The following is a 13,684-nucleotide window of genomic DNA, read 5'->3' as shown; positions in this document are numbered from 1 at the left end:
CCCTTTCGGCTGAAACTTTTTAACCTAACAGATTACCGTCCCCAACAGGTCGGAAGAGTTTCTATTGCCCATTTTTTACACCTAAAAACACTCGAGTAATGCTAAGATTTTACCGCATCCGACGATGGTCCGAGCTGATGAGATTATCCCTGTTCCAGATTATCCTCATTGCCGGTGTTATCGGGAATGTATACGCCATTGAAGGGAAAGCCCAGACGTTTCTGAACCAGAAAGTCAGTTTGAATATCCGCAACAAGCAAGTGGAAGATATCCTGGGCGAGATTGAGGGCAAAGTGGAGGCCAAGTTTGTGTTCAGTCCTAAGCTGATCCGTTCACACCGGAAGGTCAGCATTTCGGTGAATAATCAGCCGTTGAGCAAGGTGCTGGACGAAATACTGGGGCCATTGGAATTGAAATATAAGGTGTCCGACGATCTGATCATCATCAGCCGCGAGGAAAAAGCGCCCGGGACCAGTCGCCCCGATCAGCTTAATGCCAATCCGCAACCGGCGCAAACAACTTCGGCTGCCCGGGCCGAGATCTCCGTCCGGGGAAAAGTGAGTGACGAACGCGGAGAAGGTTTGCCCGGCGTAAGCATTATTTTAAAAGGAACGACCAGAGGCACGACCACCGACGCATCTGGCAAATTCGAGATCCTGGTACCGGCCCAGGGCGACATACTGATTTTCTCCTTTGTGGGTTTCAAAACCTACGAAACAACGGTTACGGGCCAGACGGAAATGAATATACGCCTGGACACCGATCAGAGTCAGCTGGAAGAGGTGATTGTGGTTGGTTATGGTACAAAAACGAAAGAAACCATTACCGGGGCCATTTCCCAAGTGAGCGGTGACGCTCTGACCAGCAGGCCGGTTACCAAAGCGGGCCAGGCGCTGCAAGGTCTCATTCCCAACTTGAACGTGGTAAATCCGGACGGAAATCCGAATGCGAACCCGACCTTTAATATCCGTGGCAATACGTCGCTGAGCGGTGCGGGCGCATTGGTATTGGTGGATGGTATTCAAATGGATATGAACTTGCTGAATCCGGCTGACATCGAAAGTATTACGGTTTTAAAAGACGCGGCTTCCGCTGCTATTTACGGAGCGAGGGGTGCTTTTGGTGTGATATTGGTGACCACCAAAAAAGGCACCAAAGACAGAAAACCGCAGATCAGCTACTCGGGAAGCGTGCAGTTCAATAAACCCACCTATCTCCCTGACCTGCTGAACACAGCCGATTACATGGAGTCCCAGAACATCGCGCAGATGAACCTCAACGGCACCCAGAAATACACCAACGATCAGGTCAAATGGGTGAACGATTACATTGCCGATCCGGTAAATAACCCGAGCTATCATGTGCTTCCAAATGGAAAGATCTTCTGGAATGCAAATCCAAATGTGCTCAAAAACATGCTGCAGCCGTGGGCACCCGGGCAAAACCACACGTTGAATGTGAATGGCGGAAACAGTAAAACATCCTATTACATTTCAGGTGGCTATCTCACACAGGAAGGTTTGTTTAAATCCAATACCGACGTTTTCAAGAGATATAATTTCACCACCAATGTGACCACTGATCTGACGGAATGGTTGAAAGTCGGGGCCAAAGTCAACTACATTTCCACCAATTACGACGAGCCTCATAAATACCCGAATAAAGGGTCCGACTGGTGGGAGCAGATGACCAGAGGAGAGCCTCAGATTCTTTTCCCGGAAAAAACCCCGGCAGGCTCGCCGGTAGGCGCAGGTATTGCGACAGAGAATTTCGTTAACTTTTTGGAAAGCGGCTCACGCAGGATCAGCGGCTCGGCAACAGGCATTTACAGCGTGGACGCCCAAGCCACCGTCATTGACGGCCTGAAAATCAGCGGTAACTTTTCCTACACGTCTGCCAGGCAGACTTTGAAAGAGAACCAGGTGGCATTCCCGTACATTCGCGATACTTGGATCCCGCAGATATCAGGAACTTCGCCGTCGTTTGTGCAAAGAGATTTCGGCACATCCGATTACTTCTCGGGCAATTTATATGCCGATTACAGCAAGGTATTTGCCCAAAAACACGCGATTTCGGCATTGGTCGGATATAACCAGGAATGGTACAGCCTCACCAGTTCGAGTGTGAAAAGACAGGATCTGATCAGTGGTGAAGTACCGGTCCTGAACCTGACAACCGGAACCATTACGACTTCGGACGTGCAGACAGCCTGGGCGATCCGGGGTGTATTTGCGCGGATCAATTATGATTATATGGGTAAATACCTGATCGAATTCAACAGCCGATATGACGGTACTTCCCGGTTCCCATCGGGGCGGCGTTTCGGGTATTTTCCTTCGGTATCAGCCGGTTGGCGGATTTCTCAGGAGAAATTCATGCAGCCTGCTTCCCGTATCCTGCCTGAGCTGAAGCTCCGGGCGTCTTATGGGGTACTTGGTAACCAGCTCGCTTCGAACAATTTTCCTTACATCTCCCTTTTTGGGATCGTACCGCAGGTTCCCTATCTATTGGGCGGAGCATTGCCTCTCGGAATTTCCGCACCGGGACTCGTCAGTCCCGACCTGACCTGGGAGAAAGTTTCGACCCTTGATTTCGGGGCAGATGCCAATGTTTTTGGGAAACTAAACCTCGGTTTTGACTGGTACAAGAGAACAACCTCGGGGATGCTGGTACAGGGCGACAGGCTGCCCGCCGTACTTGGAACGGACGTACCACAGCGGAATGCTGCTGAACTGAGGACCACCGGTTTTGAATTCTCCGTCAAATGGTCCGACCAGGCCGGTGAGAAGCTAAAATACGATGTAGGTGTACTGCTCTCCAACTATAAAGCAGTGATTACCAAATTCGATAATAACCCAAACAAGCTGATCACTAATTATTACAATGGCCAGAACATTGGAGAGATATGGGGCTTCGAGACGCAAGGAATCTTCAAAAGCAGCGGCGATGCTTCCGGTGCCGCCAATCAGGATCAGTTGGGCAACTCAGGGAAATGGGGAGCGGGTGATGTGCAATACCGCGATCTCGACGGGGATAATAAAATCACCCGGGGTGCCAACACCGTCGATAATCCCGGTGATCAGAAAGTAATTGGTAACACCACGCCCAAATACCAGTTTGGGGTGACCGGTAATGTAAGCTGGAACAATTTCGACTTTAATGTGCTGCTTCAGGGCATCGCCAAGCGTGATTTTGTTCCGAGGGGCAGCTACTTCTGGGGAGCGATCAACAATGGTGCGGCCGTAGGCACTAATGAAGTGTACCAGGATGCGTGGAGCACGGAAAATCAGGAGGCCTATTATCCGATTTACAAAGCCGGGTCCACCTTCAATATTCTGCCCCAGACACGCTATCTGCAAAGTTCTGCATACTTGAGGCTAAAAAACATCTCTTTGGGCTACTCCATCCCGGGCAGGATTTTAGAAAAAGTAAAACTGACACACGTAAGGTTATATGTCACAGGACAGAACGTGTGGGAATTCACAAGTCTGAAGGGCAATTTCGATCCTGAAGTGACCGGTGTGACGGATCCCAAAGATTCATCCAAGGACTCCGGTGATGCCGGGATGTTCTATCCGCTTCAAAGAGTTGTGTCATTTGGTGTTCAGCTTACCCTTTAATTTAACAGCGATGCATAAGATCAAAACTACCATATCCATACTGGTTTTTTCCGTCCTGACCTGGGCCTGTTCGGACGATTTCCTGGACAAAGTACCGACCGACTCTTTGAATGAAAGCAATTTCTGGCATAATGAAAACGAATTGAAACAATATGCCAACAACCTGTACAGCAGCTTCACCGGGCATGCTACCGGCACGGACCAGAGCCCGCTTATCTCGGGGGATAACCAGAGCGATAACATGGTGCCGCTCGATTTCAACCTGGTGGCTGCCGGACGGAATATTGTCCCTACTTCGGGCGGCGGCTGGGACTGGAAACTGATCCGCTCCTGCAACTATTTCCTGACCAGATACAACCAGACGCCGGTCAGCCAGGAAATAAAGGACAGGTATGCCGGGGAAATACGCTTTTTCAAGGCCCGTGATTACTATGAGAAAGTAAAAAGTTTTGGCGATGTGCCTTGGCTGTGGAAGGACCTTTCCACCAATTCACCTGAACTCTACGGCCCGCGTGACAGCCGGGTTCTGGTTATGGACTCGCTGCTTGCGACGATCAATATGGCCATAGCGAACCTGCCGGTTAAAGCCGCAGCCGAGCCAGGCCGGATCAATAAGGATGTTGCATTGCTCCTCAAAGCACGGATCTGTTTGTTTGAAGGCACATTCAGAAAATACCACGGATTGAGCGGAAGCGAGAAATTTTTGCGGGAGGCGGCCGCAGCGTCAAACCAGCTGGTTACAGATGGTGTTTACCAGGTTCACAACACGGGCAAACCCACCTCCGATTATGCTGCATTGTTCAACTCGCTGGACCTGAGCAGCAATAAAGAGGTGATCCTGTACAAAGCCTATGAAACCGGGTTGCTGGGCAATGGCACTTCTTGGAACATTCAGCTTAATAACTTCAACACCAGCGCTTCCAAGGCATTGGTGGAATCGTACCTGTGCCTGGACGGTAAGCCTGTTTCGCAGAGTCCGATGTACCTGGGCGACGACAGCATTCAGGCCGAGATGAAGAACCGCGACCCGCGCCTGGCGCAGACCATCGTACAACCCGGTACCGGGATCCAGGCAGGCTTTGGTCTTCCTGCCATTCCGGGGTCAGCGTTCAGCGGCGTGGGTATTGTGCCCACAGGGTATCAGATCACGAAATACTGGGTGCCTGACCAAACCGAATTTGTCCGCATCCAGAATGGCATACTTGATGCACCTATTTACCGTTTTGGCGAAGCTCTGCTGATCAATGCCGAAGCCAATGCAGAGTTGGGGTCGGCTACGCAGGATGTCATCGACAAGACGATCAATGTGCTCCGCAAAAGAGCCGGGCTACCCGACATGGTGATCTCTGCACTGGTAAAAGATGCTAAATCTGAATTCCCTGAACTGCCTGTGCTGCTGGACGAGATCAGAAGGGAAAGGCGCGTAGAGCTTGCTATTGAAGCCCTGCGGTATGAAGACCTGTTGCGGTGGAAAGCGGGAAAACTGCTCAATAGGCCGGTTTTGGGAATGAAATTCGTTCAAAAGCAATACCCCAAGGCGGTGGTAGGAACCAGCATTTTCGTAAATGAAAAGGGATTTCTACTTCCCTATCAAAAATCGCTGCCCACAGGCCGCACATTCGATGAGTCAAAAAACTACTTCTTGCCATTGCCGCTTGACGAGATTGGCCTGAACAATAATCTCACCCAAAATCCTGGTTGGTACTAATCCATTTATGATGATGCTAAAGTCTGTTTTTAATCTCATTTGTTTCGCAGGAGTCTCGCTGGTCATCACCGGGACTACCGCCTACAAATCGCCGCCGAAGGCAAAAGCTAAACCAAATATCATCCTCATTTTCACGGATGATCAAAGGTTCAACACGGTTCACGCATTGGGAAACGACCAGGTCATCACGCCTAATCTGGACGGCTTGGTGCGGGGCGGCACCACATTCACCCACGCCTACAACATGGGCGCGTGGCACGGGGCTGTGTGTGTGGCGAGCCGGGCGATGCTGCTGACAGGCATGTCGGTATGGAATGTAAAAGAAGAGGAAAAAAATTATGCGTCGCTGGTAAACAGCAAGGGATTCTGGCCGCAGCAGCTTAAACTGGCCGGGTATGAAACCTACATGACCGGCAAATGGCACGTGGCCACAGATGCTGCAAAGCTTTTTGATCATGCCAGCCACATTCGTCCGGGTATGCCCAATCAGACGCCGCGGGGCTACAACCGCCCGCTTGCGCCCACAGACACTACCTGGCAACCATGGAAAGAAGAATATGAGGGTTTCTGGAAAGGCGGCAAACACTGGAGCGAAGTAGTGGCCGACGACGCGGTGGGCTATCTTGATGAAGCTTCGAAAAAAGATGTCCCGTTTTTCATGTACCTGGCATTCAATGCGCCGCACGATCCCAGGCAGGCGCCAAAGCGCTGGGTAGACCGGTATCCCGTGGACGATATCAAGCTTCCCGCCAGTTACCTTGACGAATATCCCTATAAGGTGGAAATGGGCTGCGGCCCCGACCTGCGCGACGAGCAGCTGGCACCTTTCCCGAGGACACCTTATGCGGTAAAAAAGAACATTCAGGAATATTACGCGAGCATCTCATATATGGACGAGCAGGTTGGGCGCATTCTTTATGCATTGAAAAAAAGCGGAAAGCTTGAAAACACGTACATCTTTTTCACTGCCGACCATGGACTTTCGCTAGGTCATCACGGGCTGATCGGCAAGCAAAGTATGTTTGATCACAGCATCCGCACGCCGCTTGTGGTGAGTGGCCCGGGTATTCCGGAAGGCGAGAAACGCGATCAGGATGTTTATTTGCAGGACGTAATGGCTACGAGCTACGAACTGGCGGGTGTTACAAAACCTGCGCATGTGTTTTTTAACAGTTTCATGCCTCAGATTAAAAACAAGAAAAAGCCTGGCGTATATGATGAAATATATGGCTGCTATATAGACCTGCAACGAATGGTACGGGCGGACGGCTACAAAATGATCGTATATCCAAAAGCATCCAAAGTCCTGCTCTTTGATCTGAAAAAAGACCCTGACGAAATGCATGATATTGCAGGCAACGCTTCCAGCAAACCAATTTTAAAATCACTGAAACAAAAGCTCGTGAAGCAGCAGAAAATGCTGCATGATGAGCTGGACCTTTCAAAAACAAATTTTAGTAACTTCGAAGGGTTTTAACCAGGTTTCAGCATGCGCCCGGGAGGCTGGAAGCTTATTGTCATAAATAGTTTTATTTATCATGCAGATAGTCGTATGACAGATTTTGTGTTTTTTATAAATTAGTTTAGCACATATTTTCCATATGTCTTCGTAACCAGCGGGTGCGCCAATTCCTTCGACATTCCTTAAAAAATTCAAAGCCCACTTTCCCGTCCCCGCGGAAAAGTGGGAACATTACATCCATCGCTTCCGACATATCCAGGTTCCTTCCAAAACCATTTTACTTTTGGAAGGAGACATTGCAAAAAAAGTGTTTTTTATCGAAAAGACTGCCTACGGGTGTGATTTAATAACAATGGTAAGGAAGTAACGTTCCAGTTTTTCTTTGAGAATGCCACTGTTTCTTCTATTGAAAGTTTCAAAAAAGGCAACCCATGTTTGTTATACATCGAGGCGATTGAACCCTGCACATTATGGTGGATATAGAAATAAGATATTGAAAGTCTGTTAGCAGACCTGAACGAAATTCCGGCTTTGCGAGAGAAGTTTACAGAAACAATGTTTGAACGAACCTTAAATTACATGCAGCATTTTCTCTCCTTTATCCGGGATACGCCACAACAGCGTTATGAAAATCTGTTAGCTTAACAGCCCTACATTGTTCAGCGTGTACCCCAGCATTACATCGCTTCCTATCTGGTAATCAGCCACGGCCATCTTAGCCGGATAAGAAACAAACTCTCCCGCGGCAAGATGGATGCCTAATTTGGTAACAAATGTTATAGTTTGAAGGGATGGTAACCTTCTATTTTTGTCTGATCAATCACTAAACAAAAGAGAAGATGAAAGCAGCCATTATGGATCCCAAAGCAGGAATTATTCGTTAGTCCGACCATCTTAACCCAGTTGTTACGGGGCAGAATGAATTATTAATGCACGTTAAAGCTTCGGCAATCAAAAATGTCGAAAGGAGCATCGTAAGCGGGAAGTACTATTCGAGTCATGCGAATGGCTCAGGGCAAGCCAGGGTGATCGGCAGCTATGGTGTGGGTACACTTGGCGACGGTACCGGGGTTTACGCCGTTGCAATAGGCGGCGCGGTGGCTGAACAGGCAATGATCTCAAGGGGACAAATGGTGTTACTGCCGGATAACCTGGACTATAACACGGCCGCTGCCTTGCCGAATGCCGTCATCGGATCAGAAATAGGACTACGCTGTAAAGCAGATATTCAGCCCGGAGACACTGTACTTATTCATGGAGCAAAAGGTTTTACCGGCCGCGTCGCCATTCCGATTGCCAAACATTATGGGGCCGGAAAAATAATCGCTACGGGCCGCAATCCTGGATCATTAAACACCTTACTAGATCTCGGCGCAGATGAAGTCGTCCCGCTTAGTCAAGCCGATGCTATTTTCGTAGCTCAGATTGAGGCGATTCATGCACAGACGCCCATCGGTATCATTATAGACTATTTGTGGGGACATCCCGCCGAGCTGCTGTTAGCCGCTTTGCAGGGAAAAGGTTCTTTCACACACCGGACAGATTTGTCTCGGGTTGAAACTGTTGCGTGTGCACTCTCCCACATAGAATCGGTTTATAACCAAGCCCTTCCCGATGGAAAACGCCTTGTTATAGTCATGGAATAGTCGAAAAAGATTATGGACCAACTTCCCCGGATCCATTAACAATGTAGAATAATTAAAGTAGATGCCGTAAGTAACCGTGCTTTTACTATTTCAATTTCTTTACATTTAAATGAAAAGTTTGTTATTCTGTTTCGCGTTATGGCCATGCATGAACACCAGCGCTGCTGCACAAAAAATGCACCCATTAACATCGCCACGTACAATATCAAAAACATTGTCAAGGTGGTGGTGTCCATAACTGGTCAAACCGCAAAGAAAATTTAAAGGCACTGGTTATGTATCACGACTTTGATATTTTTGGCGTCCAGGAAGCTTTCATCAGTCAGATGAAGGATATAGCCGAGCTAAACGCTTATGCCTATACCGGCAAAGGTCGGGACGACGGACGCGAAGGCGGTGAACATTCCTATTTTTACAAGAAAGACCGGTTTAAATTATTAGAATCAGGAGACTTCTGGCTGAGTGAAACACCCGACAAACCGGGCAAGGATAGGACGCAACCTGCTGCAATCGGATCACTTCGTGGGCAAAATTCAGGGACAATTTAACAAAAAAGCAATTTTGTGACCCAGCAGGCGCCTTATGGTCCCGAAGGTACATTCAACGACTTCAAGTTTGATGCGCCTCTGACAGACCGTATCGATTATATTTTTGTATCAAAAAATATCAACGTGCTGAAAACGCGGTGCTTACCAATTCGAAAGACCAGCGTACCCATCCGATCATCAACCTGTGGCTGTAAGAGCGGTGGTCAGGTGATTTGATCTGCAGTCAAAAGGTCATCCATTAGCGGTATTTAAACTATTTATTAAACAAATAACCCAAATCATGAAGTGTAAAAGTCTGATATTAAGTGTGCTGAGTTTTATTTTGTTTGGTCTGTCCACCCAACTGCTTCATGGACAGGATAAGGCAGTTCAACTGTTTGCGCACCGTGGGGGAGCTCACGAGCAGGATGAAAACACATTGTCGGCCTTCAAAGCCAGTTATGAAAAAGGACTTCGGGGATTCGAAACGGATGTACGCATCACGAAAGATGGCGTCTATGTCATTTCGCACGATCCTTCCCTTGAACGAACAAATGGCAGCAAGGGAATCGTAGAGCAACTAACTGCTGCGGAGTTAAGAAAGGTGAAAACCAAGAAAGGGAATCAGTTTTTATTTCTGGATGACCTGCTGGAATATTTATCTGATAAACCCTCCATCTATGTGGAGTTTGAAATGAAAACCAGGCCGGAAGACTATCCTCAGGAAAAACTTGAACCCTATTGTGATCAGCTGTATAAAAAAATTATGGCCAAAAAACCTGCCGACGCTTTATATGTGCTTACAGCATTTGACAAAAGACCTTTAAAATATTTGAAATCCAGATATCCCGAAGTTGAACTGCTTTATATCACCTCATCCTCGCTGTCGGTAGAAGTGATTAAGGAAACACAGGAGTTGGGTATCAAGCGGGTAGGCTGCCGATTGGGTGGAACCAGCCGCGATCTGGTCCGTGCTGCGCAAAAAGAGGGGCTGATAGTAAGCTGCTGGCCCGGACTTTCGGTCGACGATTTTTTGCTTGGCGTGTCGCTAGGCTGTGATTATTTGTGCTCCGATGTGCCGGTAGAAGTTTTCACCTGGATGAAAAATAAGATGCCGTGGGTGACTATTAAATAGGCCCAGACTCAATTTTAGCGATTATCTATCATAAACGAGTTTATGAGGTTTCCTTTTACCGGTATACAGAAACCGGATCGGTGATTTCAAATATGAACTGCAACGGGATCCAGTTATGTAAAACAAGATCGTCGATCCCCAAATGGAATTACAGTTTTGCAGTCAATCTGGGTTATAAACAATTCAGTCTGAACACGTACTTCCAGGGCGCACAGAGTATCAACATCTATCCGACTGCCAATCTTGCCTATCCCGTAAACACCAGTGGCATTGAGCATGTTGAGCTTAACTGGAAGCCGGAACTGGCGATGGAGATGAAGGTCAAACAAATCGTGATCCATCCAAGTATTGAGCCGATTGCGGATTCACTGCGCATCGAGGATAGAAGCTTGCCGGGAATCGCTGGAAGAACTTTCGGTCTACTGCTGGAAAAAGTCGCCTCGCTCAACATCGAATGCCTTCCGCGCACATGTCTTGGCAACACCAGCAAGGAGATCCTGCAAATACTCGACGGCATTGATAACATCGGGATTTGTTTTGACTCGAATCAGCTGTTGAAAGAATCACCGGAGGATTTTGTCAAGGCTGTGAACAAGCGTATCCATATGCTTCACATTTCTGACTGTGATAATGTAAATGAGCGGCACTGGCTGCCTGGCAAGGGGATCATTACTGGAACAAGGTGATCTCGGCGCTTGTCGAAGTCGGGTACAAAGGTTCTTTCATGTACGAGGCTGTCAAGAAGGCTGACAACGATTACAGCTATAAAGATTTAAGCCAAATTATGAATCTTTGAAAAAAGCATGGATCAATATCAAATACAACACACAATATAGACGCTCCCAGATTTATAAGCTTTTAGAAAGAATTGGAGTAGAATTCAAGAGGCAGGTCGGCTATGTACCTCAATAATTGTGTAATTTTTAATTATGTTTTTGTCATCAAAAGTGACGAAGATACCAACTTCTCTGAAATACCAATATTGAAAAGCCACTTGGAAAGTGAAATACAATGGAATGTATTGCCGATCGTGATCACATTTCTATATCCCTGAACGGCACACTTGTGAATCAGGCCTCGCGGGTAAGACCCTCCAAAGGACGTATTCAGATCCAATCGAAAGGCGGTGAAATGTATGTCAGAAAAGTAGATCTGGTTCCCTTGAAATTGCATGATTAAGCTGAATTGTATGAAAAAGGGACTATCCTAAACCTTAATCATTATCTCAAAGGTAAAAGCTTACCGCTTGTCCTTTACACTATAAAAATCTCTACAGTTCTCGCCCCAAATCTTATCTTGTTCTGATTTGCTAAGTTGTTCCGTGTTCTTACTTGCGATGTCACAAACTTCCCCGTAAGAAGCCCCGACCAGACATACGGGCCAGTCGCTGCCGAACATAACACGTTCAGTACCAAATATTTCAAGGGTAATGTCTATATATTTTGTAAAATCGTCGTACTTCCAATTCTTCCAGTCGGCCTCGGTGACGAGTCCGGCCATTTTGCAGCTTACATTTTCCACAGGAGCGAAAGCGCGCAGCTCTCTGGCCCATTCGTCCGACAGCCGGTCTTTGATACATGGTTTCGCCAGGTGGTCGACCAAAAAACGCTGGTTGGGAAACCGCTTCACAAAATCCACGGCATAAGGAATATGTCTCGGATGGATCAGCACATCGTAAGTGAAATTGTGCCTGGACAGTGCTGCAATGCCTTTCAGGAAATCGGGGCGCAGGAGAAAATCATCATCGGGCTCGGCCTGTACAATATGCCTGAAACCTTTGAGGATATCGAACTGGGAAAAATATTCCAGCCGTTCTTCAATGTTTTTTGCGCGGAAATCGACCCAGCCGACCACGCCTTTAATGAAATCATATTCAGCCGCGAGGTCCATCAGAAAATGCGTTTCCTTCTCGCTCTGATCGGCCTGCACCGCCACGCCACCCGTAATGCCTTGTTGTTCGAGCAGCGGAAGCAGGTCTGCGGGCAAAAAATCGTTTTTGATTACCGACATTTCATCGGTGATCCAGGCATCTTTTACCGGATGGTAATGCCAGAAATGAAGGTGGCTATCTATTTTCATCACACTATTTTCCATAATCAATAAGGCAGGCACGACGGCCCGATCGGTTCGAAAGATTTGTAACCCAGGGAAAATTCTTGATGTCCGAGCTGTTCCGAGCAGCTTTTTCCGCCAGCCGCCACGTATAGTATTTTGTCAAAAATTTCCTGCGCTACTTCCTGCGGTGATGCTTCATTGGTCAGTATCTTCCCTGCATTTACATCCATATCTTCCTCCATGCGCGCAAAGGTTTCGGGGTTGGCGCAGATCTTGATTACCGGCGACACCGCCGAGCCGGCGACCGATCCCCGGCCGGTAGTAAACAGTACACAATGCGCCCCGGAGGCAATAAGCTCATTCATTTCGGAAATATCGTTGGGATTAGGAAACCCGAAACGCGGCTCGCCATCAGGCACAATGTCCATCAGGTACAGCCCGGGCATGGTGGTCAGGTCGCCGGGTTTAATTAGTCCCCTAATGGGTGCGGTACCGCTCTTGCAGTACGCGCCCATCGACTTTTCTTCCAGGGTTGTCAATCCGCCTTCCGCATTGCCCGGGGCAAAACTGCCGTGTCCCATGATCGCATGGTAACGGGCTGCTTTGGCTACGGCATCCTGTAATTCGCTGATTAGCTCAGGATGCCTGGCGCGTTTGCCAAGCAGGTTTTCCAGTCCTATCATTTCACTGGTGTTCTCAAAGATCGTGGTGCTTCCTGCCGCATTCAGCATATCAAAAGCCAGTCCGGAGGCTGGGTTTGCCGTAATGCCGCTGGTCGCATCGCTTCCGCCGGATACAATGCCGACAATCAGTTCTTCGACAGAGAATGGCACACGGGGCACTTCTTTGATGGTTTCCAAAGCCGATGCGATGAAAGAAATTCCTTCCTGAACACTGTTTTCGGTACCTCCTGCATTCTGTATACCGATCAGTCTGACAGGCCTGCCGCTGGACGCGATCTGCTCGTAAAGCCTGTTGCGGTTGAAACTTTCGCAGCCCAGTGACACCAGGAGCACGGCACCTACATTGGGATGTGTACACAATGCATTCATCATTTTATCCGCATAGCCATTTGGGTAACAGCCGCTAAACCCGATTAAATGCACAGGTTCATCTTCAAACCGGGAGGTTACCTTTCGTGCCACATGATGGGCACATTCCACCAGGTACACAACCAGTACAAGGTTCCGGATCCCTTTTCTGCCGTCCTCCCGCAAAAATCCGGTGATTGGTTTATGGTTTGATAAATTCATGGTCTAACGTATAAGTAGGAATGTAATCACTCTTGAGATTGTGGAGATGAACATGGTCCCCGAAACGGATGTCTTCGGTGGCAGAACCGATGGGTATGCCGAATTTAATCACCTGCGAGCCTTTGAAAATGTCCCGCGCGGCTACCTTATGCCCAAGACCGAGTGTCTTTTTTGCGGTTAACGTCTGGCCATCGATGACCAGACGTTCGCCTTCCAGAATAGACTGCCGGACTACATATACATTGTCATCCGGGTTTATCTTAAATAATTTATCCATG

Annotated in this window: 11 protein-coding genes; 8 read left to right on the top strand and 3 right to left on the bottom strand. The window is 48.1% G+C overall.

Annotation, left to right across the window (positions count from 1 at the left end):
* Positions 1–98: 98 nt before the first annotated feature.
* From LZG74_RS11065 to LZG74_RS11030, 8 genes are all read left to right on the top strand, one after another.
* Positions 99–3,620, top strand: coding sequence for a TonB-dependent receptor (locus LZG74_RS11065; protein WP_233796644.1), 3,522 nt, complete (start codon positions 99–101; stop codon positions 3,618–3,620).
* Between the two features lie 10 nt (positions 3,621–3,630).
* Positions 3,631–5,328 (top strand): RagB/SusD family nutrient uptake outer membrane protein, encoded by a 1,698-nt coding sequence (locus LZG74_RS11060; protein ID WP_233796643.1) that lies wholly within the window; start codon positions 3,631–3,633, stop codon positions 5,326–5,328.
* A gap of 7 nt (positions 5,329–5,335) precedes the next feature.
* Entirely contained in the window at positions 5,336–6,805 is a 1,470-nt protein-coding gene (locus LZG74_RS11055; protein WP_233796642.1) for a sulfatase-like hydrolase/transferase, read from the top strand.
* 914 nt (positions 6,806–7,719) lie between these two features.
* Positions 7,720–8,436 carry a hypothetical protein gene (locus tag LZG74_RS11050; protein WP_233796641.1) on the top strand — a complete coding sequence of 239 codons (717 nt, stop codon included), beginning with the start codon at positions 7,720–7,722 and terminating at the stop codon, positions 8,434–8,436.
* A 275-nt stretch (positions 8,437–8,711) separates the two neighbouring features.
* Positions 8,712–8,984, top strand: coding sequence for a hypothetical protein (locus LZG74_RS11045; RefSeq protein ID WP_233796640.1), 273 nt, complete (start codon positions 8,712–8,714; stop codon positions 8,982–8,984).
* Between the two features lie 280 nt (positions 8,985–9,264).
* Positions 9,265–10,098, top strand: coding sequence for a glycerophosphodiester phosphodiesterase (locus LZG74_RS11040; protein ID WP_233796639.1), 834 nt, complete (start codon positions 9,265–9,267; stop codon positions 10,096–10,098).
* 92 nt (positions 10,099–10,190) lie between these two features.
* The gene (locus tag LZG74_RS11035; protein WP_233796638.1) at positions 10,191–10,784 is read left to right on the top strand and encodes a sugar phosphate isomerase/epimerase; all 594 of its coding nucleotides are present in this window, start codon (positions 10,191–10,193) and stop codon (positions 10,782–10,784) included.
* A gap of 325 nt (positions 10,785–11,109) precedes the next feature.
* Positions 11,110–11,277 carry a DUF1080 domain-containing protein gene (locus LZG74_RS11030; RefSeq protein WP_233796637.1) on the top strand — a complete coding sequence of 56 codons (168 nt, stop codon included), beginning with the start codon at positions 11,110–11,112 and terminating at the stop codon, positions 11,275–11,277.
* A gap of 60 nt (positions 11,278–11,337) precedes the next feature.
* Here LZG74_RS11030 and LZG74_RS11025 read toward each other — a convergent pair whose 3' ends face one another.
* Genes LZG74_RS11025 through LZG74_RS11015 form a run of 3 tightly spaced genes read right to left on the bottom strand, consistent with a single transcriptional unit; the run spans position 11,338 to position 13,683 of the window.
* Entirely contained in the window at positions 11,338–12,177 is an 840-nt protein-coding gene (locus tag LZG74_RS11025) for an amidohydrolase (protein ID WP_233796636.1), read from the bottom strand.
* 17 nt (positions 12,178–12,194) lie between these two features.
* On the bottom strand, positions 12,195–13,406 hold the full coding sequence (locus LZG74_RS11020; RefSeq protein WP_233796635.1) for a UxaA family hydrolase: 1,212 nt from the start codon (positions 13,404–13,406) through the stop codon (positions 12,195–12,197).
* Positions 13,387–13,683: a UxaA family hydrolase gene (locus tag LZG74_RS11015; protein WP_233796634.1), complete on the bottom strand. Its 297-nt coding sequence runs from the start codon at positions 13,681–13,683 to the stop codon at positions 13,387–13,389. The genes LZG74_RS11020 and LZG74_RS11015 overlap by 20 nt, the downstream gene beginning before the upstream one ends.
* Position 13,684: the final 1 nt, after the last annotated feature.

This window comes from Dyadobacter sp. CY327 (assembly GCF_021390415.1).
Taxonomy (GTDB): domain Bacteria; phylum Bacteroidota; class Bacteroidia; order Cytophagales; family Spirosomataceae; genus Dyadobacter; species Dyadobacter chenhuakuii.
This window is presented reverse-complemented; position numbering and strand designations above follow the sequence as displayed.

Bases quoted from the DNA above. Each gene is read 5' to 3' on its own strand.
- LZG74_RS11065 (WP_233796644.1), top strand. From the start codon at position 99: ATGCTAAGATTTTACCGCATCCGACGATGGTCCGAGCTGATGAGATTA.
- LZG74_RS11060 (WP_233796643.1), top strand. From the start codon at position 3,631: ATGCATAAGATCAAAACTACCATATCCATACTGGTTTTTTCCGTCCTG.
- LZG74_RS11055 (WP_233796642.1), top strand. From the start codon at position 5,336: ATGATGATGCTAAAGTCTGTTTTTAATCTCATTTGTTTCGCAGGAGTC.
- LZG74_RS11050 (WP_233796641.1), top strand. From the start codon at position 7,720: ATGCACGTTAAAGCTTCGGCAATCAAAAATGTCGAAAGGAGCATCGTA.
- LZG74_RS11045 (WP_233796640.1), top strand. From the start codon at position 8,712: ATGTATCACGACTTTGATATTTTTGGCGTCCAGGAAGCTTTCATCAGT.
- LZG74_RS11040 (WP_233796639.1), top strand. From the start codon at position 9,265: ATGAAGTGTAAAAGTCTGATATTAAGTGTGCTGAGTTTTATTTTGTTT.
- LZG74_RS11035 (WP_233796638.1), top strand. From the start codon at position 10,191: ATGAACTGCAACGGGATCCAGTTATGTAAAACAAGATCGTCGATCCCC.
- LZG74_RS11030 (WP_233796637.1), top strand. From the start codon at position 11,110: ATGGAATGTATTGCCGATCGTGATCACATTTCTATATCCCTGAACGGC.
- LZG74_RS11025 (WP_233796636.1), bottom strand. From the start codon at position 12,177: ATGAAAATAGATAGCCACCTTCATTTCTGGCATTACCATCCGGTAAAA.
- LZG74_RS11020 (WP_233796635.1), bottom strand. From the start codon at position 13,406: ATGAATTTATCAAACCATAAACCAATCACCGGATTTTTGCGGGAGGAC.
- LZG74_RS11015 (WP_233796634.1), bottom strand. From the start codon at position 13,683: ATGGATAAATTATTTAAGATAAACCCGGATGACAATGTATATGTAGTC.